Genomic DNA, 23,112 nt, shown 5'->3' on the forward strand with positions numbered 1-23,112 from the left:
TATATGCATGAAGGGAATTGACTAAACTTAATCCCCCAAGAATTACAACTGAGCCGTATTTTCAAAAGAAAAATGCAAATTTTGCGCAAATTTTCATCTCGCATAGTTATCGTGCTATCCCATTAATGTACCTACCTACAAAGAAAAAGAGGAAATGCAGCTAAACTACATTTCCTCTTTTTCTTTATAGATCTCAAAGTAAGATTCTTTATCTATTCTCAACCGGACTCTTTCTTCCCTCTTCTGCCCGGCCAGGTTTACGAACAAGTTGAAATACAGTTGGCTGAAAGAAAGGTTGGAACGATCATAGGTTATATCAAACGTCCAGGTTCTACGGAAAGAATCGAAAGTAGCGAATGGCTGCTCGCCTCCTTTACACATAAACACTTCCGGGAAAGACGTAGGCGGATAAGGCTGGAATAAGCCTGCTAGCTGGGCATACACATAGTCGATCATCCATTCGTCTCCCGTTAAAGCCAATTCCCCTTTCAAGCGGAGTTTGATTGCATAACTGGCAGTCACGTCAGACGAGGTATAAACAGGGACTTGGCTTTCTGCCGGATAGTTACCGTCTTTATATCCAAGGCTCATCGTTAGTTTAGACCGGCCGACGCCATTAAATCCATCTACTTCCTGATCCGCCAACTGATTTTTCAGGTTAATCATAAATGTCAGTTTACCGAGAGTCGGGTCACCCGGATACTGCGCAAGCGTGTCCAACACATAATCTTCGGTATTATAACTTCGGGCTATCAAATCTCCCTTTCCTGCCTCCAAAGCCGGACCGCCTCTTTCCACATCCACGTTGCCAACCGGATAATAAATAGCATCATTATCCCTTACGCAGCCACTCAAACAAAACAGCAACACTGCCAAGCCTATTATCTTATTCATAATCACCTTACTTCTTGATTTTGCGGACAAATATACATCTTTTTTATACCACCCTTGATTTATGTCAACCGTTTTTAGTATTTTTGCACACATCAAGACAGAAAAGACATGGATACACTATTAAGAGAGACTGTAAATGCTGTTGTCAATTCCCGCTTTCCGGAGATGAGTATAGAAGGAAGACGGCAGATAGAAAGCATACTGATTCGTGAAGAATTCCCCAAAGGAGCCATAGCGCTCAACGAAGGAGAAGTAGCCCACGAACTTGTTTTTGTAGGAAAAGGCATGCTTAGGCAGTACTATTACAAAAACGGGAAAGACGTGACCGAACATTTCTCATACGAAGGATGTATCGTGATGTGCATTGAAAGTTTTCTGAAACAAGTACCCACCCGGCTAATTGTGGAAACTCTTGAACCTTCCATTATTTATTTATTCCCCCGCGACATGATACAAAAATTAGCGAGGGAGAACTGGGAAATCAACATGTTCTATCAAAAGATATTGGAATACTCTTTAATTGTATCACAGGTTAAAGCAGACTCCTGGCGTTTCGAATCCGCTCGCGAACGTTATAACCTCCTGCTCGAAACACATCCGGAAATCATCAAACGCGCGCCTCTGGCACACATCGCTTCCTATCTTCTGATGACACCGGAGACACTAAGCCGTGTACGCTCCGGTGTTCTATGATTTTAGCGGCTTTTCCGGTATTCTTTTGGAGACATACCGGTGTAATGCTTGAAGTATTTCCCGAAGAAAGACTGGTTTGCAAAATTCAGCCGGTCGGCAATCTCCTGTATATTCATACTTGAAGAATTCAGGAGGGCTTTCGCTTCCAGAATCACCAACTCATCAATCCACTCTCCCACCGTTTTTCCGCTGACTTCTTTCACGACTCCCGAAAGATGTTTCGGCGTCAGACACAGTTGGTCGGCATAGTATTTTACGCTGCGTTCAGACTGGTAAGACTCCACCAGAGACTCATAAAAGCGTTCGAAGATATACTCTTTCCGGCTTTTATTCTTCATCGTAGTAGCGTTTGCAGGTGCATGATTAGTGAAAATAGTGCAAAGCTCGAAAAAGAACCCCTGCATCAGTCCCATTACCACTTCCCTACGGTATAAAGCTTCCTTATTCCTCAACCGTTTCCTGATAAACGCGTGATACTCCTTCACCACCTCCTGCTCGTGCGGAGTGAGGTCAAAACACGGATAATCTTTCAGATAGAAAAACAAAGAAAGCACATTTCCGATCTTAGGCAACGTCTCCAGCAAGTTCGACACAGCAAAGAAAATGCCTTTAAAATCGTGACTGAAATACCGCTGCTCGATAATCTGATTAGGCAGTGCTATCACCATCAATCCGGGACACAATTGAAATTCACGCAGACTAATCTTAAAAGTACCGGTACCCTCCAGACAAAGCCCCACCGTCAACACTTCCAGTTTGGTAGGCCCGTTATACAACGATATAACGCTCTCCGTATCGAAAAGCGCTATATCATTATCAACAACATCAATGTTGTCGGCATCTATATGTTTAGAATGAACTACCGAAGAAATACCTACTTTCGGAACACTTTGAATATCCATACTCTCTCTTTTTTTGGCGACAAATATACCAGCATTTAATCAGATATACAAGCCAATCGGGAGCATTATCGGACATAATGAACACTTTTAGATACTTATCGAACAGACCGGAACAGATATTCATAATCACGTTTGGCAGCCGGCACCGTCCACTTTTCCGGGACAAACTTCCACTGATTGAGCGCTTTCGGGTTCATCGTTCCTTTCTCCTCAATGTAATTCATCAGGTAGAAACGGAGATCCTTATCCGTAGAGAAAATAATGCGGTCTTTCAACTTCTCCTGCGGGATGCCCGACCCTTTCGTCAGCAATTCTCCGCCACCATTACCACGGTAAGAATTCAAGGCCACCTTATATATCTTATCCATGCGGAAAGGAGAACCATCAGCCATGCTTTTGATCGTTATCTTCTCGCCCTGCGGTTTAGTGACATCCACCGTATAAATAATGCCCGAAGCCGAGTCAAAATTAAAACTATAATTCTGGAAAGACGCTCTATCTTCCGCACCTTCACGACGTTTCTCCTTGAACCAGAGCAGATGATCTTCCGGTGATTTCATCCGGTTCGTCCACATATAATAAGACATCTCCAAGAAATCCTTAATCTCCTTTCCGGACAGAGTCATCACATACAGCATGTTCTCATACTTATATAAATTGAACATATCACTTACAAATACATCCCCCTTCTTTATTTCCGAGTCAAACGAAAGCGGAGCGGCAAACGAGATGTCGGCACCGGTGATGTCGAGCTGCAAGGTATGTATCAGGTCGATAAAGGCAGAAGGGCCGAAGAAAGCAGAATGAGTGGAGATACTTTCGGTAAAAGTGCCGATCTTCTTCGAAACGAACTTCTGCACCGTTTCATATTGCGGGGCAAAACGCTTCATAAAGTCCTCGCTGATTCCGTAAGCCTCCGTTTCCGTCAAGACACCCTTAATATCCTTGCTCTGCACCTTTCCATCTTTCAGTTTCAAGGTCACATCTACATTAGACAAAACAATCCCATTGCTGGCCGGATCGATAATCAACACCGAGTCTCCGGCAACATTCATCACCTTCTTACATTCGCGGGAATGATCGTGCCCCATCAATACGATATCGAATCCCGGCACATTCTTCGCTACGTTGAGAGAAGCGTTCTCGTTGTATTTGCCCGACATTTTGAAAGCCTCCTGTCCGGCATGGAACAAGCCGATCACCAAATCCGGGTTCTCTTTTTCACGGATAACCTTCATCCATTTGCGTGCCGTCTCTTCCATATCGTCGAAACGCAATCCTTTCCACAGGTTTTCGGAGAGCCATGCAGGGATGGCAGGGGTAATCATTCCCAATACCACGATCTTCACGCCATCACGTTCCAACACTTTGTAAGGAGCCAGATGGGGCTGTCCCGTAGACGTATCTATGATGTTGGCACCCAACACTGGGAAATCACAAGTGGCGATCCAACGGTCGAAAACGGCACGTCCCGTTTCCACGTCATGGTTACCCATGTTGCCGGCATCATACTTCATGTAATTCATCATTTCCGAGCAAAGATGGGGAGACACCGTATCTATATAATTATAGTAATAGGCAGTGGGCTGTCCCTGCAAAATATCGCCGTTATCCAGCAATATCAGATTCTCCTTATATTGTTCGCGCTCTTTCTGCACGAAAGAATAAACCCGTGCGAGACTCCCCTTCCATTCGTGGCGGGTTATAAAATTATAAGGATAATAATTGCCATGTACATCACTTGTTTCTACAATCTTCAGTTTCACCACCTTCTCCTGCGCCGCAACAGACAGAGCGAGGCAGAGAAGCAAGCCATAAATTAATACGATTCGTTTCATTCTTTTTCTATATTTAGATTTAACGGATGAGAGAATACAAACCGCGCCCCACCGGTATAGTCAGGGTCGATCCATATACTTCCTTTCCATTTGTGCACAATCAATTTACAGATAGACAATCCCAGTCCGGTACCCTGGGCATATTCATTCAGTTTCTCAAAACGCTCGAACACAAGTCCCTGTTTTTCTTTCGGGATACCGCATCCGGTGTCCGTCACCGAGAAGACAGCCATTTGCGTTTCCTCGTTCACAGAAAAGTCCAATGTGATCTTACCGCATTTCGTAAACTTGTTGGCGTTGGACAGCAGGTTAATCATCACTTGCTGCATACGCTGCACATCCGTCACCATCCGGAAAGATTCGAAAGAAGTGGTAAACAAGAACTGGTTTTCCGACGACTGCCGCGAAAAACTAACAGACGCCACCACCTGGCTGCACAACTGCACCACGTCACATTCCTCCCAAGTCAGCGTCACCCGGTTGGCCTCCAGACGTGAAAGGTCGAGAATATCGTTAATCAACCGAAGCAACAAATCCGAATTGGTTTTGATAATCTGATAATAAGACTGCTGTTCCTCCTCCGTGCTACCGCCAACGGCCAATACATCCGAGAATCCTACAATCGAATTCAACGGTGTCCGTATCTCATGGCTCATATTGGCAAGGAAAGCACTCTTCAGACGATTGGACTCTTCCGCCCTGTCTTTGGCTACGCGCAAGTCCTTCTCCGATTTCAGCAGCTCATCTTTCAGGCGTTTCGTACGGAAATAATAGAAGAGAGAGATGCACAAGCCGAGCACCAGTATCACAAACAAAGCACAGGCAGACCATATTTGATAAGTATATTGCTGATAGAACGAAACCGGCTGGTTGACAAGCTGCACTTTAAAAGGCAACACCGCCGGATCCAGCCCCCATTCCTTCACCTTCCGACTATCCAATACCGCTTTGCAGCCGATTACCGAAAGATGTTTCGCCGTATCCTGCGGGTGCGTATCCATCCGTACAGACTCCATAGCCATTTCTCCACCCACTTTCCGGTAGTCGGGCAACACCCCTCCTATCGCCCAATGACCGAGACTCACCGATGAAGGGGTAAAAGCCGGAATGGTAGGGGTAACTTCCATCATGGCATACGTGGCATTTCTCATGAAATACCCCTCGTTCATATCCACCCGCCACGTTCCTACCAGGATCACTGTGTTTTCGGGCAGTTGCCTCAACTCCTCAACAATGGTATAAATAGAATGTTTCCGTCCATCCATCAGAATCAAATCCAGATCGGGGAATTTCTTCATTTCTTTTCGCACCAATGCTTGCATGGTCACTCCGCCATACGTGTTGTCCGAAATAAAGGCAATGTGTTTCGTTTTCGGATAGAAGGCTTGAATCATCCGGAGGTTACCCTCTATATCATATTGGTTGATAAATCCCGATTTGAGTTCGGGGATATTCAGATGGTCATCGAAGAGATCGACAGATTCGGGCATCCAGCTATCCAGGCTTTCCACGGTATCTTCCGGCAATATCACCACGTTGCTACTGGCCAGACTGCACATCACGGGCACTTTCACCTGCATTTCATCCCGCTGCGACAAATAAGCGGCCCATGCTTCCTGACCTAACAAGATAATCTGCGCCGGATGCTTTTCCCCTTGATATTTAGCAAGAATCTGTGTCATCATTTTGCTCCATAGCGGAGCTTCCGAGAAGCTTTTACAGTTCATATTCTCGATGATGATGTCGCGCTGTCCTCCCAACTTACTATATTCATCCATATAATCGGAAATAGTGACCGATGTTTGGTGCGCTGCCGGATTATAAGAACAGATAATCAGAATAGGTTTCTTATCGTTAGAGACAGCCAAGACCTTCGATGACTGCAGGAGCCAAAGAAAACAGATAAAAAAATACCCAAGACGTCCCAGCATAATAATGCAGTTTTGATGTGTTAATTCATTAATTGAGTTGCAAATATAGTAAAACTTGTCGGGTTTAACAGATTTATATGTATTTTTGTCGCTCATTTACTGTCAAAAAATACAAATTATGGAATTATTTCACAAGATGATTTCCGGATTTCTGGGCATACCGGAAAGACAAATAAGCAGCACGCTCCATCTTTTGGGCGAAGGTGCTACGATTCCTTTCATCAGCCGATACCGCAAAGAAGCCACTGGCGGGCTGGATGAGGTGCAGATAGAGCAGATCAAAGAGCAACACGATAAGTTGTGCGACATAGCCAAACGGAAAGAAACGATTCTCGGCACCATCACCGAACAGGGCAAACTGACTGCGGAACTGGAGAAACGCATCAACGACACCTGGAACCCGACGGAACTGGAAGATATATACCTCCCTTACAAACCCAAGCGGAAGACACGTGCCGAAGTGGCCCGCCAGAAAGGGCTGGAGCCGCTTGCCACCATCCTACTGTTGCAACGGGAAAACAACCTTAGCGCCAAAGCCGCTTCCTTTGTGAAAGGCGAAGTGAAAGATGTGGAAGATGCGCTGAAAGGTGCGCGTGACATTATCGCGGAGCAGGTGAACGAAGACGAGCGTGCCCGTAATGCGGTACGTAATCAGTTCGGGCGCCAGGCAGAGATTACGGCCAAATTAGTCAAAGGAAAAGAGGAAGAAGCAGCGAAATACCGCGATTATTTCGATTTCTCCGAGCCACTGAAACGTTGCACGTCCCACCGTCTGCTCGCCATCCGCCGGGCAGAGTCGGAAGGGTTGCTGAAAGTGTCTATCAATCCCGACGACGAAGCATGCATCGAACGTTTGGAACGCCAATTCGTACGTGGCAACAACGAATGTAGCCGGCAAGTGGGCGAAGCCACGACGGATGCTTACAAACGGTTGCTCAAGCCTTCCATCGAAACAGAATTTGCCGCCCAATCCAAAGAGAAAGCCGACGATGAAGCAATTCGCGTATTCACCGAAAACCTCCGCCAACTTCTTCTCGCTCCGCCATTGGGACAAAAACGGGTGCTCGCCATCGACCCCGGATTCCGTACCGGATGTAAGGTGGTTTGTCTCGACGCGCAAGGCAATCTGTTGCATAATGAAAATATCTATCCGCATCCTCCGATCAACAAGACCGGCGAGGCTGCTTCGAAACTTCGCAAGATGATTGAGGCCTACCAGATAGAAGCCATCTCCATCGGCAACGGAACGGCAAGCCGGGAGACGGAAGATTTCATCAACAGTCAGAGTTTCGACCGTCAGATACCCGTGTTTGTAGTCAGCGAGCAGGGGGCTTCCATTTATTCGGCTTCCAAAATTGCTCGTGACGAGTTTCCGGATTACGACGTAACGGTGCGTGGGGCAGTCTCCATCGGACGCCGCCTGATGGATCCGTTGGCAGAGCTAGTGAAGATAGATCCCAAGTCCATCGGCGTGGGTCAATACCAACACGATGTAGACCAGACGAAGCTGAAGAAAGCACTCGATCAGACGGTAGAGAATTGCGTGAACCTGGTCGGGGTAAATCTCAATACGGCAAGCAGTCATCTGCTCACTTATATATCCGGTCTGGGCCCCCAACTGGCACAGAACATTATCAATTACCGGGCGGAAAACGGAGCTTTCAGTTCGCGGAAAGAACTGATGAAAGTGCCGCGCATGGGCGCCAAAGCCTTCGAGCAATGCGCCGGATTTCTTCGTATCCCCGGAGCTAAAAATCCGTTGGATCATACCGCCGTGCATCCGGAAAGTTACCACATCGTAGAGCAAATGGCCAAAGACCTGAAATGCACCATCGACGAGTTGATAGCCGACAAGGAACTTCGCCGGAAGATCAATATTTCCGACTACATCACTCCTACCGTCGGCCTGCCTACCTTACAGGACATTCTGCAGGAGCTCGACAAGCCGGGACGTGACCCGCGCAAGGCTATCAAAGTCTTCGAGTTCGACAAGAATGTACGCACCATAGCCGATTTGCGCGAAGGGATGATTCTTCCGGGCATTGTAGGCAATATCACCAATTTCGGGGCGTTTGTCGATATAGGAATTAAGGAGAACGGTCTTGTACACCTTTCTCAATTAGCGGAACGGTTCATTTCCGACCCGACAGAAGTGGTGTCCATCCATCAGCACGTCATGGTGAGGGTGATGAATGTAGATTATGACCGGAAACGGATTCAACTTAGCATGATCGGGGTACCGCAAGACTGATTGCTTCTCTTTTCTCTCCCCACCACACGATCAGAATCGTAAATACAATCATAAGTACTGTGCAAATGAGCGAGCCTTCAAAACCGAAGGCTCCGCCATTCAGTACGTTTTCTTCGGGCATACGCAAAGTCAGCATACTGGTGGTGAAGTTGTTTCCGCTTACCTGATAACCGAGGATGGGGCCTTGAATCCAATTCCAGAAAAGATGGAGCGAGATAGGGAAACACAGGTTCCGCGTATATAGATAGGAAGCTCCCAGCAGCATACCTGCCAGCAACAGGTTGAGCATAGGCAGGAAAGCGATTTCGGGATTGAAGATGTGCATAAAGGCGAATAACGCTGCCGAGACGAAAAGCGCCAGGAATTTATTCATGGTGGTATGCAATAGGCGTCCGAGGATATAGCCGCGCATCAGTATTTCTTCGAACAAGGCGACCAGCAGGAAAAACACCCACGAGCCCAGCAGATCCAACGGCTTGAACTGGAAACCGGTGACTTCTATCTCTCCCAAGACGAACGAGATTCCGAAGCCGAACAGATAGAGCAGGATTGCCATCAGGAAGCCATACCACAGTCCCTTGACGTGTCCTTTTAAGGAGAGCCCCAAATCAGAAAACGGACGGCGTTCGAAGCGGAGCATAGGAATGGCGGCGGTCAGAACGGCGAGCAGCATACTGGCTTCGAGGATAATGTATCCCATCACTCCCGGATGGCGGGCTTCCACACCCAACACCAACGACAAACATCCGCGGGCCAGCGTACCATACAATCCAAGAAGTATGAAAAGTATCACAATAAACAGCGGGATACAAGCCCACACAGGAAGTCTTTTGGGTTCTTTGCCCCCAGCAATGTTGTCTGCCTCCATTTTTACAATTTGTTAATCCGGCTACAAAATTAGATATAAAACATAAAAAAACATCATGTATTCTCTATTTTTCCTATATTTGTCAGAACAAATCTACAAAATTATGAAAATAAAACTACTATTGATAAGTTTCTTATTGGCCGCTAATGCGTTAGGAGCAGCCGCCCAAGTGAGTAAAACGTATTATGTGAGTAAGCCCGGTACGCTGATTTCCATGATGACTGAAGAGGAAGCCAACAGTGTCACCCATCTCACACTGACCGGAAAACTGAACGCGGAGGACTTCCGCCATCTCCGTGACGAATTTGATAATCTGAAAGTATTGGATATTTCGAACGCTGAAATCAAGATGTACAGCGGAAAAGCGGGCACTTATCCCAACGGGAAATTCTATATTTATATGCCGAACTTCATTCCTGCATACGCATTCTCGAATGTGGTGGACGGAGTGACCAAAGGCAAAGCCACGCTGGAGAAAGTGATTCTTTCGGAGAAAACAAAGAATATCGAAGATGCCGCCTTCAAAGGTTGCGAGAACCTGAAAATCTGCCAGATCCGAAAGAAGACAGCTCCCAACCTGTTGCCGGAAGCGTTGGCAGACAGCGTTACTGCTATCTTCGTCCCCCTGGGTAGCAGCGACTCTTACCGCTACAAGGACAGATGGCAGAACTTTGCGTTTATCGAGGGGGAACCGGTAGAAACTACCCTGCAAGTGGGCGCCATGGGCAAACTGGAAGAAGAGATTCTGAAAGCGGGACTGCAACCCAGAGACATCAACTTCCTGACCGTTGAAGGTAAACTGGATAACGCCGACTTCAAACTGATCCGCGATTATATGCCGAACCTCGTTTCTGTCGATATTTCCAGAACGAACGCAACGGCTATCCCCGACTTCACTTTCGCACAGAAAAAGTATCTGTTGAATATGAAATTACCTCATAATCTGAAATCTATCGGACAGCGGGTATTTAGCAACTGCGGTCGCCTTTGCGGCACGTTGGAGCTGCCGGCCAGTGTGACAGCTATTGAGTTCGGTGCTTTTATGGGATGCGATAATCTCCGCTATGTGTTGGCTACCGGAAATAAGATTACGACGCTGGGTGATAATTTATTCGGGGAGGGAGTTCCGAGTAAGTTGGTTTATAAGAAATAAATATACGATTTATTTTATGAGTAATAAAAAATAGAGAGGGTGAAATAGAAAATCTATGCACCCTCTCTAAAATAAACTAATCCTCTGTTTCTTACAGACTCATCGCATTAGCTCCAAATACGCCTGCTACTGCTGACGCCACCGCGATGACTACTTTCAAAATCATATCCCAAAGGGATTTCTTACTTGCCATAACTCTACACACCTCCTTTCCGAACTCTTTAAATGATTCATTACTTCCTATAACCTGCGCACTACTTCCTAAAAAAACGATTCTCACTACATGATGTCGTTATCCGGCTGAACGCATATCAGCGTTGTCTGGTTGGACACATATTGTTGTTATCCTATTGATAACTAAGATTTTACTCATCAGGAGTTCAAAACTCCGCTTTCACCTCAAAACACGGACACGCTTTGATCCATTCTTCCGGTTCAATCTCCCCGTTTCCGTTGCGGTCGGGACTTAAATCCCGATGACCGCACACCCGGCTACCGGGGAAAGTCTCAAGCAATTGATGTACCAGCAGTTTGAGTGCCGCCCGTTGTTCCGGTGTCCGCGTGTCTGCCGGACAACCGTGGGCATCCAAACCGCCTTCGTAGCAGATACCGACACTGTTCGAATTGAATCCTTTCACGTGCGCACCGATACGTTCAATCGGTCGGGTGAGGTGCACTGTTCCATCCTTGCGGATGTAGTAGTGATAACCTGTTCCGTTAAATCCACGCCGACGGTGTTGCATCTCCAAGTCATCCGGGGTGAGAGAACGGTCGGCACGGGTGGCGGAACAGTGGATCACGATCAAATCAATCTTTCTCATCATAGTGCCACTATTTTTCTTATCAGTTGTAAACATTATCTGCACTCTACGAATTAAGCTGCCGGATCCGGAGCTTCACCGCTACCGCCTCCGCTACCTCCACCGGAGTCTCCGCCACCTTCATCACCGGGATCTTCACCATCGGTTTTCTTTTTCTTGGGCGCGTCGAGATCCAGAAACTCGATTTTCTCACCGGCACGGGTAGACGTCAGATTAGGACGGACACTGCTCGAAGGACGGAAATTGATGTTCACCGTCTTGATGTTCTTCATCGTACACTCATCTTTCGTGTCCACTCCCCGCGTGGTAGCGGAAAGGCTGAATACACCAAAATCATGGATATTGACGGATTTACCGTCGAACAGCGCCGTACGCATCGCTTCTACAAGATTAGTCAGCACACTCTGAATGTCACCCAGCGACAGGGAACTTTTCTCTTTCATCGTGTAAGCAAGTTTATCCAGGTCTACACTCTGTCCCTGCGTCACAAGTTGCGGATGATACTTCACCACCCCATCAACCTTTCTCGGGTCTTTACGACCCATTCTTTTAAATGGTATTGCCATGATAAATTAAAAATTGAGAATTAATAATTGAAAAATAAATATTACAGATTGCGGTTGCCGCAATCAATATCGGAAGAGAGGGACGAGCTCTGTTTCTTTTTCTTTCGATACCTCAAAGGTAGTGTATTATAAGGGGATGGAATGACGTACTTTGTCTTACTTTGACCTAGTTTGTCTTACTTTCATTCAGAATGTATTTACTTTTATTCAGAGTGATTTTATTTGACTTATATACTTGGACAAGCAGGAGATTTTCCGTATATTTGGAATACGATAAAATTAATTTTCCGAAGATATGAAAGCAGAAAAAGAAGAGATAGCAGAGGAGCCGTTTGTCATACGTCCGTATTTGAAATCGGAGCTGGCACATTTATATAATCCGTATGTACCGTTGGTGTATGCCATGCGAAAAATGAGGGAGTGGATCAGAAATAACAAGGAATTATATGACGCAATGTATAGCGGCGGCGAAGGAAAAAACGACCACGCTTATAGTGCAAGGCAGGTGCGGCTCATCGTGAGGTATCTTGATGAGCCATGAATCTCTTTAGGGCAAATGCTGATTAGCTATAACGAAAATAAAATTAGCTATAATGAAATCGAGATTAGCTATAATGAAATCAGAATTAGCTATAATGAAATCAAGATTAGCTATAATGAAAACAAAAGCGGTTATGGGAGTATTCTGTCCGATATCTGTTTTATAATGCCAGCCCTGCAACTGTGCCCTGTCGACATTATGATGGGACTCCGTATAATACATGGTATCTTGAGGACAAACAGGCTGTGTGTTTTCTTATTGAATGCTGTTAGTTTTCTTATTTAATAATGTACACGTGCGCAGGCGCGAGAGAATATTCTTTTTATATAGAAAAAGCGTGTAATTGAGGTGGAGGGGTTCCACCTCAATTACACGCTTTTTCCATCAAATAAAATATATAAAGAGAATAAAAAGTATAAGTAAACGATAGAAACAAAATAAAACGTACCTTTGCGTCTTTTTAGACCAACATTTTTTAACACTAATCAAATAACACTTAAAATCATGAGAAAAAAGACATTTTTTCCGAAGGCTTCGTTTACCAGAACAAACAGGCTGTAACACTCGAAAAGGGAGAATTTCCCCAAGTATCCCAGTTTATCACGCAAATGCTTGGCACTGTCAACAATTTGTATACCAACAGAATAGAGGTAAGTCCAGGCGACCGCAAGAAGTTTCTCCTCCCCTTTGTTCATCTCTGTTATGACCATGACTCTGTTTTTAACATTAAAAGCCCCAAATACTTTGCAGAGTTGTTGTTTATGGCTGTTGATTTCAAGAAATCGGATGATTCGGACGAATCATTAAGCGTGGAAGAGATTGATTATGAGATACAAAGAATGAAAAGAACGCTTCTTGAGGATTAACACGAAAGAACCGACTGTTAAAAAACTGCTTTTTGAGTACCAAAAGCAGTTTTTTTATTCTACATGAAAAGCCGTCCTTTGCAGTGTGTTAATATTGACACGACTTACATTCATATCAATAATTAAAATGGAAAATATCTCAATAACGACATACAGGGGATTATCACTCGTATCAGGAAGTATCAGTATCCGGCAAATGTTCGAATTTATCCGGGGAGATGTCTATCGCGACAGAATCCGGAGACTCCGAGAAGCAATGGATGCAGGAGAAACGGTGAAAGCAGACCACATGAAGAAGCAACTGCCCTACTGCACCATCACGGCTACTTACGCCAAGGAAAGGCTGGCTTACAGTCTGGACACGTATCAGGACATCATCACGCTCGACTGTGACGATATGCCGGCAGAAAAGATCCCGGAATTCCGCCAACTAGTGAACGATTGCCCCGACACGCTAGGCAGCTTCGTCAGCCCCCGGATGCACGGGCTGAAGATCTTCGTCTATCTTACCGGCAATGAGGCGGAAACCTTACGCACCGAACTGAACGCATTGGGAACCGTAGACTTCCTCACCCTCGAACGCTACCACCACCGCATATACGCCCTGGCAAGCAGCCAATATGAAAAGCTGCTCAATACCAAAGTAGACACCAGCGGAAGCGACCCGGGACGCGGATTCTTCGTGTCGCACGATCCGGACGCTTTCCTCTCTACCGAACGACTGGAAAACGTGAAGCCGCTGACCGTAAAAGTGACACTGCCCACTGAAGAAGAATGTAAAAACAAGAAACGCAAGAATCCGGGAAAACGATCCCCGCTCCTCCCCGTGCAGGAGAATGCGTCGCCCATCGACCTGCAAGTGCAACTCGACTTCCGCAAGGCGCTGGAGTACACCAAACGCAAAGAACGTCTCGAGATAGGCAACCGGGACAATTTCTTCTATTGTCTCGGCAATCAGTGTTACCACCGCCATATCACGGAAGAGGAAGCCGTCAGTCTGGCACACAGTCATTTCGGCGACCTACCCGACTTCGACCTCGAACTGCCCTTGCACAATGCTTACCAATACACCTCAAAGACCGATCAGGCGGAAGAAGAAAGCCAACAACCGAGAATATGCCAAGTCATCAAATTTATGGACGAACACTACGAAATCAGGAGAAACGTGGTGAAAGAGCAAATCGAGTTCCGGAAAATAATACCTGATCTCCCTAAAACAGAGCAGCCGCCTTTCAGTACATTGCGCACAAAGGATGTCAACACATTCTATATCAACGCACAGATGAAGAAGATATACAGTTCGCAAGCTAATTTGAAAGCACTGGTAGACTCGGACTATGCAAAGCCGTTCAACCCGTTTATCCATTATTTCACCTCACTCCAGACATGGGACGGGAAAACAGACCACATCGGCCAACTGACAAAAACAGTGAAAGCGGCAGACCAGGCCTTTTTTGAAGACAGCTTCCGCCGCTGGCTGGTGGGAATGGTGGCATGTGCCATCGACGACGAAGCGCAAAACCACCAGTTGATGCTGCTCCACGGCGCACAGGGAAAAGGCAAGAGTACTTTTGTCCGCCATCTCCTCCCACTGGAGCTGAAGGATTATTATCGCAACGGCATGATTAGTCCCGACAACAAAGACCATCTCCTGCAAATGTCGTCCTGCCTGCTCATCAATCTGGATGAGTTTGATACGCTCTCTCCCGCACGCATGCAGGAGCTGAAAAGTCTCATCACGCAAGATGTGATGAACGAACGGAAGGTTTACGACATCCAAAATTATACGTTCATCCGCCGCGCATCATTCATCGCCAGCACCAACAACCCGCACTGTCTGCCGGACATCGGCGAGAACAGGCGCATCCTGTTCAATACGTTGCTGGAAATAGATTATCACACGCCTGTCAACCATCAGGGGATATATGCACAAGCATACGCACTCTACCGGCAGGGGTTTCAATATTGGTATGAGAACCAGGAGATTACGTTTCTCAACAACCGCAATGAGGCGTTCCGCCAAAAAGATCCGTTGGAGGAGAATCTTTTCTTCTATTTCCGGGCAGCCAGACCAAACGATATACAAGCAAAATGGTATCCTGCCTCCCAGCTGCTGTCGATATTGAGCATGAACGGGCGCACACAGGCCAACGCACAGATGAAACAAATGCTGGTCACGGTATTGGAAAACAACCATTTCCACTCACGGAAGACCTCCAACAACATCACGGAATATTGGGTGGTGGAGTATTCGGCCGAAGAGCGCAAAGAAAATTCAATACGCCCGCAGCTTCCGGTGCAGACGGGGTTGGAGTTGTAGTTTTCCCGCGAAATGGCAGTTTTCCCACGGATAGTCGTTTTTCCACAAAATAGCTTTTTCCTCCGGATAGTCGTTTTTGCACGAAATAACAGATAAACGGATAAATTAGTGGCATTAAACGTGTCACTTTCATCCGTTTTTCCGTATATTTGCTCGATATGAATGATGAATAAAGAAAGGAATCGCAATATGATGAAGCAAATACCATACGGATTGACGGATTTCGGTCGCATCCAAAAAGAAAACTATTATTATGTGGATAAGACGATGTTTATCGAAAAGATAGAAATGCAACCGTCTTATCTGTTCCTGATCCGTCCCCGGCGCTTCGGGAAAAGTCTGACGCTGGCGATGCTGGAGGCTTATTATGACGTTCGGTATGCCGACCAGTTCGACGAATTGTTCGGCAATCTGTATATCGGGCAGCATCCTACGCCGATACATAACCAGTTTCTCATCATGAGATTCAATTTCTCGGAGGTGAGCTCGAATATCAATGAGGTGGAGGAATCTTTCCGGTTGCATTGTTGCGGGAAACTGTCCGATTTTGTTTATAGATATGAGCATCTGTTGGGAAAAGACATTTGGAAAGTGCTGGATGAAAAAACACAAGCAGATCCCGGAGCCTTTTTGTCCTCAATCAATACCTATGCCACCCGTAAGGGAGACATCAAAATCTATCTCCTGATTGATGAATACGATAATTTCACGAATACCATTCTTTCTACTTACGGCACGGACTTATATCGAAAAGCGACGCATGGCGAAGGGTATATCCGCAGGTTTTTCAATGTAATCAAAGCCGCCACGACGGGAATGGGTTCTGCCGTCAACCGTTTGTTCATCACAGGAGTAAGCCCGGTGACGATGGACGACGTGACAAGCGGATTCAACATCGGAACGAATATCACCACCGACCCGTGGTTTAACGACCTTGTAGGTTTCAGCGAGAAGGAATTGCGCGAGATGCTGACGTATTATAAGGAACAAGGCGCTCTCCCGATGTCGGTAGACGATGCGGTGACAATGATGAAGCCTAACTATGACAATTATTGCTTCAGTAAAAATAAATTAGCAGATTGTATGTTCAACTCGGACATGGTGCTCTACTGCATGAAGTCATTGATATTGCACGGAGTAAAACCGGACGAGATTGTAGATCCCAATATCCGTACGGACTTTAACAAGCTTGCCTACCTTGTCCGTCTCGACCATGGACTGGGCGAAAACTTCTCCGTCATCAAGGAGATTGCGGAGCAAGGCGAGATAGTGACTGAAATAGTCACCCATTTCTCCGCATTGGAAATGACGGACGTGGGCAACTTCAAATCTCTGCTGTTCTATTTCGGACTGCTTTCTATCAAAGGGGTGGATATGATGGGACGCCCCATCCTGCACATTCCCAATCTGGTGGTTCGCGAACAGCTATTCAATTTCCTGATTCAGGGATATGCCCGTCATGACATCTTCAAGCTCGACGTGAACCGCTTGCGCACTCTGTTTGAAAATATGTCCTTCAAAGGAGACTGGAAACCGTTGTTCGAATTTCTAGCAGAGGCCATTCGGGAGCAGAGCCGGATAAGGGAGTACATAGAAGGGGAAGCTCATATCAAAGGATTCCTCCTCGCCTATCTAAGTATGTTCCGCTATTATCAACTATATCCGGAATATGAAATGAATAAGGGGTTTGCCGATTTCTTCTTTAAGCCCAGTCCGGCGGCACCTGTATCTCCACCGTACACGTATCTATTGGAGGTGAAGTATGCGAAAGCAGGAGCGTCGGAGAAAGAGATACGCGCACTTGCCGATGATGCGCGGGAACAGTTGATTCGCTATAGCAAGGATGAATGTGTGGCAGAAGCTCGTGAGAAAGGGGGATTGAAACTGGCAACGATCGTATGGCGCAGTTGGGAATTGGTGCTGATGGAAGAGGTATCATAAAGTACTTGTCACATCACAAACACCGATTTAGGTATGCACTCACCTCCACATCTGATATTGGGCTAAATAAATAATTTCATCAGAACAGGTGAATGGAATCCTATCTATAAAAATCAGGCGCGGATTACACGAATTGCACGATTTCTTTAAAATCAGAAACGTGTTATCCGTGTAATTCGCGCCTAAGTTTTATACGATGGCTACGACATCCAAGACGGGGAATTACTTATCCCCGTACATCTTCGCTCTCAATTCCTTGATGTGATCGGACGTGATATATTCGTCATACTCCATCATCTTGTCGATGATACCGTTCGGTGTCAGTTCGATGATGCGGTTGGCAACCGTCTGGATAAACTCGTGGTCATGAGAAGAGAAAAGGATGTTTCCCCTGTACGTCTTCAGGTTGTTGTTGAATGCCTGGATAGATTCCAAATCCAAGTGGTTGGTCGGAGTGTCCAGAATCAGACAGTTTGCATTGCGGAGCTGCATACGGGCAATCATACAACGCATCTTCTCACCTCCGGAGAGTACGCTTACTTTCTTCAACACCTCTTCGCCGGAGAAAAGCATACGGCCGAGGAAACCTTTCATATACACTTCGTTTCCTTCGCCAAACTGGCTCAACCAGTCCACCAGGTTGAGGTCGGTATTGAAGAAATCGGTATTATCCAGCGGCAGGTAAGCAGTGGTGATAGTTACCCCCCAGTTGAAGGTACCAGCATCCGGCTTCATGTTTCCGTTGATGATTTCGAAGAACGCAGTCATCGCACGCGGGTTGCGCGACAGGAATACCACTTTGTCACCTTTCTCTACGTTGAAGTTGACGTCGTTGAAAAGCACTACGCCTTCTTCCGTCTTCTTGCTCAATCCGGAAACTTCCAGAATCTGGTTGCCCGGCTCGCGTTCGGGAGTGAAGATAATGCCCGGATACTTACGTGAAGAAGGTTTGATTTCTTCTACGTTCAGTTTCTCCAACATCTTCTTACGGCTCGTGGTCTGCTTGCTCTTCGCTACGTTGGCGCTGAAACGGCGGATAAATTCTTCCAACTCTTTCTTCTTCTCTTCAGCCTTCGCCTTCTGGTTCTGCTGCTGACGAAGAGCCAACTGGCTGGATTCGTACCAGAAACTATAGTTACCGGCAAACATATTGATTTTTCCGTAGTCGATGTCTACGGTGTGCGTACATACAGAATCGAGGAAGTGACGGTCGTGGCTCACTACCAATACGGTATGCTCGAAGTTGGAGAGATACTCTTCCAACCAAGTCACTGTCTCCATATCCAAGTCATTGGTAGGCTCATCGAGCAAGAGGTTGTCCGGATTTCCGTACAATGCCTGCGCCAGCATGACACGCACTTTTTCCTTACCGCTCAACTCACCCATCAATACATAATGCTTATCTTCTTTCACGCCCAGTCCGCTCAACAGCATGGCTGCGTCGCTTTCCGCATTCCATCCGTCCAACTCGGCAAATTTCTCTTCCAACTCGGATACTTTCAGTCCGTCTTCATCTGTAAAATCTTCTTTCGCATACAATTCTTCGCGTTGCTTCATGATGTCCCACAACACAGTATGCCCCATCATCACAGTATCCATAACGGTATAAGAGTCCCACTTAAAGTGGTCCTGGCTCAACACCGAGAGGCGTTCGCCCGGTCCGAGCGCAATGGTACCCGTTGTCGGGTCCAAATCTCCGTAAATCGTACGAAGGAAGGTAGATTTTCCCGCACCGTTAGCACCAATAATACCATAACAATTACCACTCGTAAACTTCAGGTTTACGTCATTAAACAACACTCTTTTACCAAACTGTACCGAAACGTTCGAAACTGTAATCATCTTCTTTATTTACTATTTTACTATTTACTATTTTACTATTTTGCTAGCTACTATTTTACTATTTCGTTAGTTACTATTTTAGTATTAACTATTTTAGCGTGCAAAGTTAGACATTTAAAATGAATTATGAGCTATCTGATATGTGCCAATCTGACATAAAAGTGTTACCTTTGCTGCGTTTTTTGGCAAAACAGCCAACTTGGCAAAGTTTTTGCAGACAAAATCAATGACATCCGGTCAGCCCGGTATGTTTATTGGCGTTATTTTACCAAGTAAGATAACGTGTGTGTTAAATAGTAAATAGTAACTAGTAAAATAGTAAATACCAAGATGGATCCGAAAGAAAAAAAAGTGAAGGAAGAAGAACTGAACGTTGAGGAAACTCAAAACCATGCGGAAGAACAACCGCAAAACGAACAAGCGGAGGACGCCACTCCCCTGACTCATGAAGAAGAGTTGGAAAAAGAACTGGAAAAGGCCCAAGAGGAGATTGAAGAGCAGAAGGATAAATACCTGCGCTTGTCTGCCGAATTTGACAACTACCGGAAACGCACCATGAAGGAAAAGGCCGAACTGATTCTGAACGGTGGCGAAAAGAGCCTTAGCAGCATTCTTCCGGTGGTGGACGACTTCGAACGTGCCATCAAAACAATGGAAACGGCAACAGATGTCAATGCCGTAAAAGAAGGAGTAGAACTGATTTACAATAAATTTATGGCTGTCCTGGCACAAAACGGTGTGAAAGTCATCGAAACAAAAGACCAACCACTGGACACTGATTACCATGAAGCCATCGCGGTAATCCCCGCACCGTCGGAAGCACAGAAAGGTAAGATTCTGGACTGTGTGCAAACGGGATATACACTGAACGACAAAGTGCTCCGCCACGCTAAAGTGGTAGTAGGAGAATGAGGAGATTTATGAATTATGATTTATGATTTATGGCTGCGCTATTGGTCTGCAGAGTAAATCATAAATCATAAATCAGAATTCATAAATCATAAATCTTTTCAATCATAAATCAATAAATGGGCATGGCAGAAAAAAGAGACTATTACGAAATATTGGAGGTGACGAAGACAGCCACAGTAGAAGAAATAAAGAAAGCATACCGTAAGAAAGCAATTCAGTATCACCCCGACAAGAATCCGGGCGACAAGGAGGCTGAAGAGAAATTTAAGGAGGCGGCCGAGGCATACGACGTGTTGAGCAATCCGGAGAAGCGTTCGCGTTACGATCAGTTCGGTCATGCGGGAGTGAGCGGTGCGGCAGGCAATGGCGGTCCGTTCGGTGGTTTCGGTGGCGAGGGAATGTCAATGGATGACATCTTCTCTATGTTTGGCGACATCTTCGGTGGCCGCGGCGGCGGTTTCGGGGGAGGCTTCGGAGGATTCAGCGGATTTGGCGGCGGTGGCGGTTCACAGCAACGCCGGTATCGCGGCAGTGACCTCCGTGTGAAAGTGAAGCTGACATTGAAGGAAATCTCTACCGGAGTAGAAAAGAAATTTAAACTCAAAAAATATGTGCCGTGCGACCAGTGTCATGGCACGGGTGCCGAGGGTGACGGCGGATCGGAGACTTGTCCTACTTGTAAGGGTAGCGGCTCGGTGATTCGTAACCAGCAGACCATTCTGGGCACGATGCAGACTCGCGTCACTTGTTCTACGTGTGGCGGCGAGGGAAAGATTATCAAGAATAAATGTAAGAAGTGTGGTGGCGACGGAATCGTTTACGGCGAGGAAGTGGTAACCGTGAAAATCCCTGCCGGAGTGGCAGAAGGTATGCAGCTCTCTATGGGCGGCAAAGGAAATGCCGGCAAGCACAACGGTGTGGCAGGCGACTTATTGATCCTCGTTGAGGAAGAACCGCATCAGGACTTGATTCGCGACGAAAATGATTTGATTTATAATCTGTTGCTTAGTTTCCCGACGGCTGCGCTGGGCGGTGCTGTAGAAATTCCGACAATCGACGGCAAAGTGAAAGTGAAGATTGATTCGGGTACTCAACCGGGCAAAGTGCTTCGCTTGCGTGGCAAGGGGTTGCCGAATGTAAACGGGTACGGTACGGGAGATTTGCTGGTCAATATCAGTATCTATGTGCCGGAAGCTCTCAACAAGGAAGAAAAGAACACGCTCGAAAAGATGGAAGCTTCGGACAATTTCAAACCTAACACGTCGGTAAAAGAGAAGATTTTCAAGAAATTCAAGAGTTTCTTCGATTAGTCTTTTTGCTATCATATTATCATATATAAGGTATAAGTGGGCTGCAATCTTTTTGTGGCCCACTTTTTTTATGATATTCTCTAAATAGACTCCCTCTCGCACAATCTTTTCATATAGTTTACCTAAATAAGGAGCGACGATATAGGGCTATCCTAAAAAAAATGGCATATATTTGTATAACAAACAAATAGATCGGCATAAAATAATTATCAACACTTTAAAATTCAAATTATAAAAAACGAATTTATCAAAGAAACATTATTTAGTCGCTCCATAAAAAAAACAATAACTGTTTAACTAAACTATATATTTAAAGAATGGCAGAACCTTTTAAAAACATGTTTAACGAGCAATTTTTCGATCTGTTTACGAAAGATTTGAAACTTGTTATCGACGATTTTGATGCTCGCGAGTTTGTATCTCAAGTGATGGACGATGAATGGGAAGGCAGGGAACTTAAACAACGCTGCATGCACATCACAACGGTGCTAAGAAAGTTTTTACCGGCAGATTACAAAGAGGCGATCGCTAAGATACTTGAATTGTTGGATCATATAAAAAAGACACGGCCTGATTTCTCGGTGATAGACGACACGAAGTTTGGTTTGACTTTGGAGTATGGGGGGATTCTGGATAATTATGTCGAACAATATGGACTGGACGATTACGAAACTTCTGTCAAGGCGATAGAGAAAATCACGCAGTTCACAAGTTGCGAGTTTGTGGCTCATTCTTTTATTATCAAATATCCGGATCAGATGATGAAACAGATGTTGGTTTGGTCGAAACACGAACATTGGGGAGTCAGGCGGCTTGCGTCAGAAGGTTGTCGTCCGCGTCTTCCCTGGGCGATGGCGTTGCCGAACCTGAAAGAGAATCCTGCGCCTATCATTCCTATTCTGGAAAATCTAAAAAATGATCCGGCAAGATTTGTGCGGTTGAGCGTTGCCAATAATTTGAATGATATCGCGAAAGATAATCCCGAAATCGTCATTGATTTAGTGAAGAAATGGAAGGGAGAATCGAAAGAGGTGGATTGGATTATTAAACACGGTTGCCGGACGCTCTTAAAACAAGGCAATCCGGAGGTGATGGAGTTGTTTGGCTTCAACTCTACTATCAGCAATATCTGTGTGGAGGATTTCCAAATTTCAAGCCCGGAAGTGAAAGTCGGGGATTCGTTGGAGGTTAGTTTTAAACTGTTGAACAAGAACGATCAAACGACCAAGATACGACTCGAATATGGAATCTATTACCAAAAAGCAAATGGAACGTTGACGAAAAAAGTGCATAAAATCAGCGAGAAAGAATATGCCGGGAACTCGACCACGCGAATCACCCGAAAACATTCTTTCCGGGTGGTTACAACGAGGAAGCTCCATCTCGGACTTCATCAAATTGCTATGATTATCAACGGGAATGAATTTGAAAAATATAGTTTTGAGTTGATTGAATAATAACTG

General features: G+C 45.7%; 19 protein-coding genes. 9 read left to right on the plus strand and 10 right to left on the minus strand.

Annotation, left to right across the window (positions count from 1 at the left end):
- Window positions 1–165: 165 nt before the first annotated feature.
- Window positions 166–987 carry a DUF3845 domain-containing protein gene (locus KTR06_RS21875; RefSeq protein ID WP_087319020.1) on the minus strand — a complete coding sequence of 274 codons (822 nt, stop codon included), beginning with the start codon at window positions 985–987 and terminating at the stop codon, window positions 166–168.
- Between the two features lie 15 nt (window positions 988–1,002).
- Here KTR06_RS21875 and KTR06_RS21880 point away from each other — a divergent pair, with 15 nt between their 5' ends.
- Window positions 1,003–1,587, plus strand: coding sequence for a Crp/Fnr family transcriptional regulator (locus KTR06_RS21880; RefSeq protein ID WP_004316331.1), 585 nt, complete (start codon window positions 1,003–1,005; stop codon window positions 1,585–1,587).
- 2 nt (window positions 1,588–1,589) lie between these two features.
- On the opposite strand, the gene KTR06_RS21885 is transcribed toward KTR06_RS21880, so the two are convergent.
- The 3 genes from KTR06_RS21885 to KTR06_RS21895 all read right to left on the minus strand — a co-directional run bounded on the left by KTR06_RS21885 (window position 1,590) and on the right by KTR06_RS21895 (window position 6,258).
- On the minus strand, window positions 1,590–2,489 hold the full coding sequence (locus tag KTR06_RS21885; protein ID WP_217290799.1) for an AraC family transcriptional regulator: 900 nt from the start codon (window positions 2,487–2,489) through the stop codon (window positions 1,590–1,592).
- Between the two features lie 95 nt (window positions 2,490–2,584).
- Window positions 2,585–4,327: a bifunctional UDP-sugar hydrolase/5'-nucleotidase gene (locus KTR06_RS21890; protein WP_087319019.1), complete on the minus strand. Its 1,743-nt coding sequence runs from the start codon at window positions 4,325–4,327 to the stop codon at window positions 2,585–2,587.
- The gene (locus KTR06_RS21895) at window positions 4,324–6,258 is read right to left on the minus strand and encodes a HAMP domain-containing sensor histidine kinase (protein ID WP_008644205.1); all 1,935 of its coding nucleotides are present in this window, start codon (window positions 6,256–6,258) and stop codon (window positions 4,324–4,326) included. Before KTR06_RS21895 ends, KTR06_RS21890 begins: the two co-directional genes overlap by 4 nt.
- A 118-nt stretch (window positions 6,259–6,376) precedes the next feature.
- On the opposite strand from KTR06_RS21895, the gene KTR06_RS21900 reads away from it, so the two are divergent.
- Window positions 6,377–8,509 (plus strand): Tex family protein, encoded by a 2,133-nt coding sequence (locus KTR06_RS21900; protein ID WP_087319018.1) that lies wholly within the window; start codon window positions 6,377–6,379, stop codon window positions 8,507–8,509.
- On the opposite strand, the gene KTR06_RS21905 is transcribed toward KTR06_RS21900, so the two are convergent.
- A complete protein-coding gene (locus tag KTR06_RS21905; protein WP_008022056.1) occupies window positions 8,481–9,377 on the minus strand; it encodes a CPBP family intramembrane glutamic endopeptidase in 897 nt (298 codons plus the stop codon). The genes KTR06_RS21900 and KTR06_RS21905 overlap by 29 nt on opposite strands.
- Before the next feature lie 103 nt (window positions 9,378–9,480).
- Here KTR06_RS21905 and KTR06_RS21910 point away from each other — a divergent pair, with 103 nt between their 5' ends.
- Window positions 9,481–10,530 (plus strand): leucine-rich repeat domain-containing protein, encoded by a 1,050-nt coding sequence (locus KTR06_RS21910; RefSeq protein WP_008770942.1) that lies wholly within the window; start codon window positions 9,481–9,483, stop codon window positions 10,528–10,530.
- A gap of 91 nt (window positions 10,531–10,621) precedes the next feature.
- Here KTR06_RS21910 and KTR06_RS21915 read toward each other — a convergent pair whose 3' ends face one another.
- The 3 genes from KTR06_RS21915 to KTR06_RS21925 form a co-directional block, all read right to left on the minus strand.
- Window positions 10,622–10,723 carry a smalltalk protein gene (locus tag KTR06_RS21915; protein ID WP_151433306.1) on the minus strand — a complete coding sequence of 34 codons (102 nt, stop codon included), beginning with the start codon at window positions 10,721–10,723 and terminating at the stop codon, window positions 10,622–10,624.
- 187 nt (window positions 10,724–10,910) lie between these two features.
- Window positions 10,911–11,354: an N-acetylmuramoyl-L-alanine amidase gene (locus KTR06_RS21920; protein ID WP_117809365.1), complete on the minus strand. Its 444-nt coding sequence runs from the start codon at window positions 11,352–11,354 to the stop codon at window positions 10,911–10,913.
- A gap of 50 nt (window positions 11,355–11,404) precedes the next feature.
- The gene (locus KTR06_RS21925; RefSeq protein WP_008022053.1) at window positions 11,405–11,917 is read right to left on the minus strand and encodes an HU family DNA-binding protein; all 513 of its coding nucleotides are present in this window, start codon (window positions 11,915–11,917) and stop codon (window positions 11,405–11,407) included.
- Between the two features lie 295 nt (window positions 11,918–12,212).
- Here KTR06_RS21925 and KTR06_RS21930 point away from each other — a divergent pair, with 295 nt between their 5' ends.
- Window positions 12,213–12,458 (plus strand): DUF4248 domain-containing protein, encoded by a 246-nt coding sequence (locus KTR06_RS21930; protein WP_004297879.1) that lies wholly within the window; start codon window positions 12,213–12,215, stop codon window positions 12,456–12,458.
- Window positions 12,459–12,943: 485 nt separating this feature from the next.
- Here KTR06_RS21930 and KTR06_RS21935 read toward each other — a convergent pair whose 3' ends face one another.
- Window positions 12,944–13,168, minus strand: coding sequence for a hypothetical protein (locus tag KTR06_RS21935; protein WP_217290800.1), 225 nt, complete (start codon window positions 13,166–13,168; stop codon window positions 12,944–12,946).
- Between the two features lie 283 nt (window positions 13,169–13,451).
- Between KTR06_RS21935 and KTR06_RS21940 the strand changes: the two genes are divergently transcribed.
- Together KTR06_RS21940 and KTR06_RS21945 are read left to right on the plus strand one after the other, a co-directional pair.
- Window positions 13,452–15,644, plus strand: coding sequence for a VapE domain-containing protein (locus KTR06_RS21940; protein WP_217290801.1), 2,193 nt, complete (start codon window positions 13,452–13,454; stop codon window positions 15,642–15,644).
- Window positions 15,645–15,833: 189 nt separating this feature from the next.
- The gene (locus KTR06_RS21945; protein WP_217290802.1) at window positions 15,834–17,585 is read left to right on the plus strand and encodes an ATP-binding protein; all 1,752 of its coding nucleotides are present in this window, start codon (window positions 15,834–15,836) and stop codon (window positions 17,583–17,585) included.
- A gap of 222 nt (window positions 17,586–17,807) precedes the next feature.
- Here KTR06_RS21945 and KTR06_RS21950 read toward each other — a convergent pair whose 3' ends face one another.
- Entirely contained in the window at window positions 17,808–19,427 is a 1,620-nt protein-coding gene (locus tag KTR06_RS21950; RefSeq protein ID WP_004315798.1) for an ABC-F family ATP-binding cassette domain-containing protein, read from the minus strand.
- A 330-nt stretch (window positions 19,428–19,757) separates the two neighbouring features.
- On the opposite strand from KTR06_RS21950, the gene KTR06_RS21955 reads away from it, so the two are divergent.
- The 3 genes from KTR06_RS21955 (at window position 19,758) to KTR06_RS21965 (ending at window position 23,106) form a co-directional block, all read left to right on the plus strand.
- Window positions 19,758–20,339 (plus strand): nucleotide exchange factor GrpE, encoded by a 582-nt coding sequence (locus KTR06_RS21955; protein ID WP_004315797.1) that lies wholly within the window; start codon window positions 19,758–19,760, stop codon window positions 20,337–20,339.
- A 122-nt stretch (window positions 20,340–20,461) separates the two neighbouring features.
- Window positions 20,462–21,649 (plus strand): molecular chaperone DnaJ, encoded by a 1,188-nt coding sequence (gene dnaJ / locus KTR06_RS21960; protein ID WP_008022049.1) that lies wholly within the window; start codon window positions 20,462–20,464, stop codon window positions 21,647–21,649.
- Window positions 21,650–21,966: 317 nt separating this feature from the next.
- Window positions 21,967–23,106 (plus strand): DNA alkylation repair protein, encoded by a 1,140-nt coding sequence (locus KTR06_RS21965; protein ID WP_141409167.1) that lies wholly within the window; start codon window positions 21,967–21,969, stop codon window positions 23,104–23,106.
- Window positions 23,107–23,112: the final 6 nt, after the last annotated feature.

The organism is Bacteroides sp. MSK.20.12, assembly GCF_019052435.1.
GTDB lineage: Bacteria > Bacteroidota > Bacteroidia > Bacteroidales > Bacteroidaceae > Bacteroides > Bacteroides xylanisolvens.

Excerpts from the sequence above, each read along its gene's own strand:
- KTR06_RS21875 (WP_087319020.1), bottom strand. The coding sequence starts at position 987 with ATGTGTGCAAAAATACTAAAAACGGTTGACATAAATCAAGGGTGGTAT.
- KTR06_RS21880 (WP_004316331.1), top strand. The coding sequence starts at position 1,003 with ATGGATACACTATTAAGAGAGACTGTAAATGCTGTTGTCAATTCCCGC.
- KTR06_RS21885 (WP_217290799.1), bottom strand. The coding sequence starts at position 2,489 with ATGGATATTCAAAGTGTTCCGAAAGTAGGTATTTCTTCGGTAGTTCAT.
- KTR06_RS21890 (WP_087319019.1), bottom strand. The coding sequence starts at position 4,327 with ATGAAACGAATCGTATTAATTTATGGCTTGCTTCTCTGCCTCGCTCTG.
- KTR06_RS21895 (WP_008644205.1), bottom strand. The coding sequence starts at position 6,258 with ATGCTGGGACGTCTTGGGTATTTTTTTATCTGTTTTCTTTGGCTCCTG.
- KTR06_RS21900 (WP_087319018.1), top strand. The coding sequence starts at position 6,377 with ATGGAATTATTTCACAAGATGATTTCCGGATTTCTGGGCATACCGGAA.
- KTR06_RS21905 (WP_008022056.1), bottom strand. The coding sequence starts at position 9,377 with ATGGAGGCAGACAACATTGCTGGGGGCAAAGAACCCAAAAGACTTCCT.
- KTR06_RS21910 (WP_008770942.1), top strand. The coding sequence starts at position 9,481 with ATGAAAATAAAACTACTATTGATAAGTTTCTTATTGGCCGCTAATGCG.
- KTR06_RS21915 (WP_151433306.1), bottom strand. The coding sequence starts at position 10,723 with ATGGCAAGTAAGAAATCCCTTTGGGATATGATTTTGAAAGTAGTCATC.
- KTR06_RS21920 (WP_117809365.1), bottom strand. The coding sequence starts at position 11,354 with ATGATGAGAAAGATTGATTTGATCGTGATCCACTGTTCCGCCACCCGT.
- KTR06_RS21925 (WP_008022053.1), bottom strand. The coding sequence starts at position 11,917 with ATGGCAATACCATTTAAAAGAATGGGTCGTAAAGACCCGAGAAAGGTT.
- KTR06_RS21930 (WP_004297879.1), top strand. The coding sequence starts at position 12,213 with ATGAAAGCAGAAAAAGAAGAGATAGCAGAGGAGCCGTTTGTCATACGT.
- KTR06_RS21935 (WP_217290800.1), bottom strand. The coding sequence starts at position 13,168 with ATGGTCATAACAGAGATGAACAAAGGGGAGGAGAAACTTCTTGCGGTC.
- KTR06_RS21940 (WP_217290801.1), top strand. The coding sequence starts at position 13,452 with ATGGAAAATATCTCAATAACGACATACAGGGGATTATCACTCGTATCA.
- KTR06_RS21945 (WP_217290802.1), top strand. The coding sequence starts at position 15,834 with ATGATGAAGCAAATACCATACGGATTGACGGATTTCGGTCGCATCCAA.
- KTR06_RS21950 (WP_004315798.1), bottom strand. The coding sequence starts at position 19,427 with ATGATTACAGTTTCGAACGTTTCGGTACAGTTTGGTAAAAGAGTGTTG.
- KTR06_RS21955 (WP_004315797.1), top strand. The coding sequence starts at position 19,758 with ATGGATCCGAAAGAAAAAAAAGTGAAGGAAGAAGAACTGAACGTTGAG.
- dnaJ (WP_008022049.1), top strand. The coding sequence starts at position 20,462 with ATGGCAGAAAAAAGAGACTATTACGAAATATTGGAGGTGACGAAGACA.
- KTR06_RS21965 (WP_141409167.1), top strand. The coding sequence starts at position 21,967 with ATGGCAGAACCTTTTAAAAACATGTTTAACGAGCAATTTTTCGATCTG.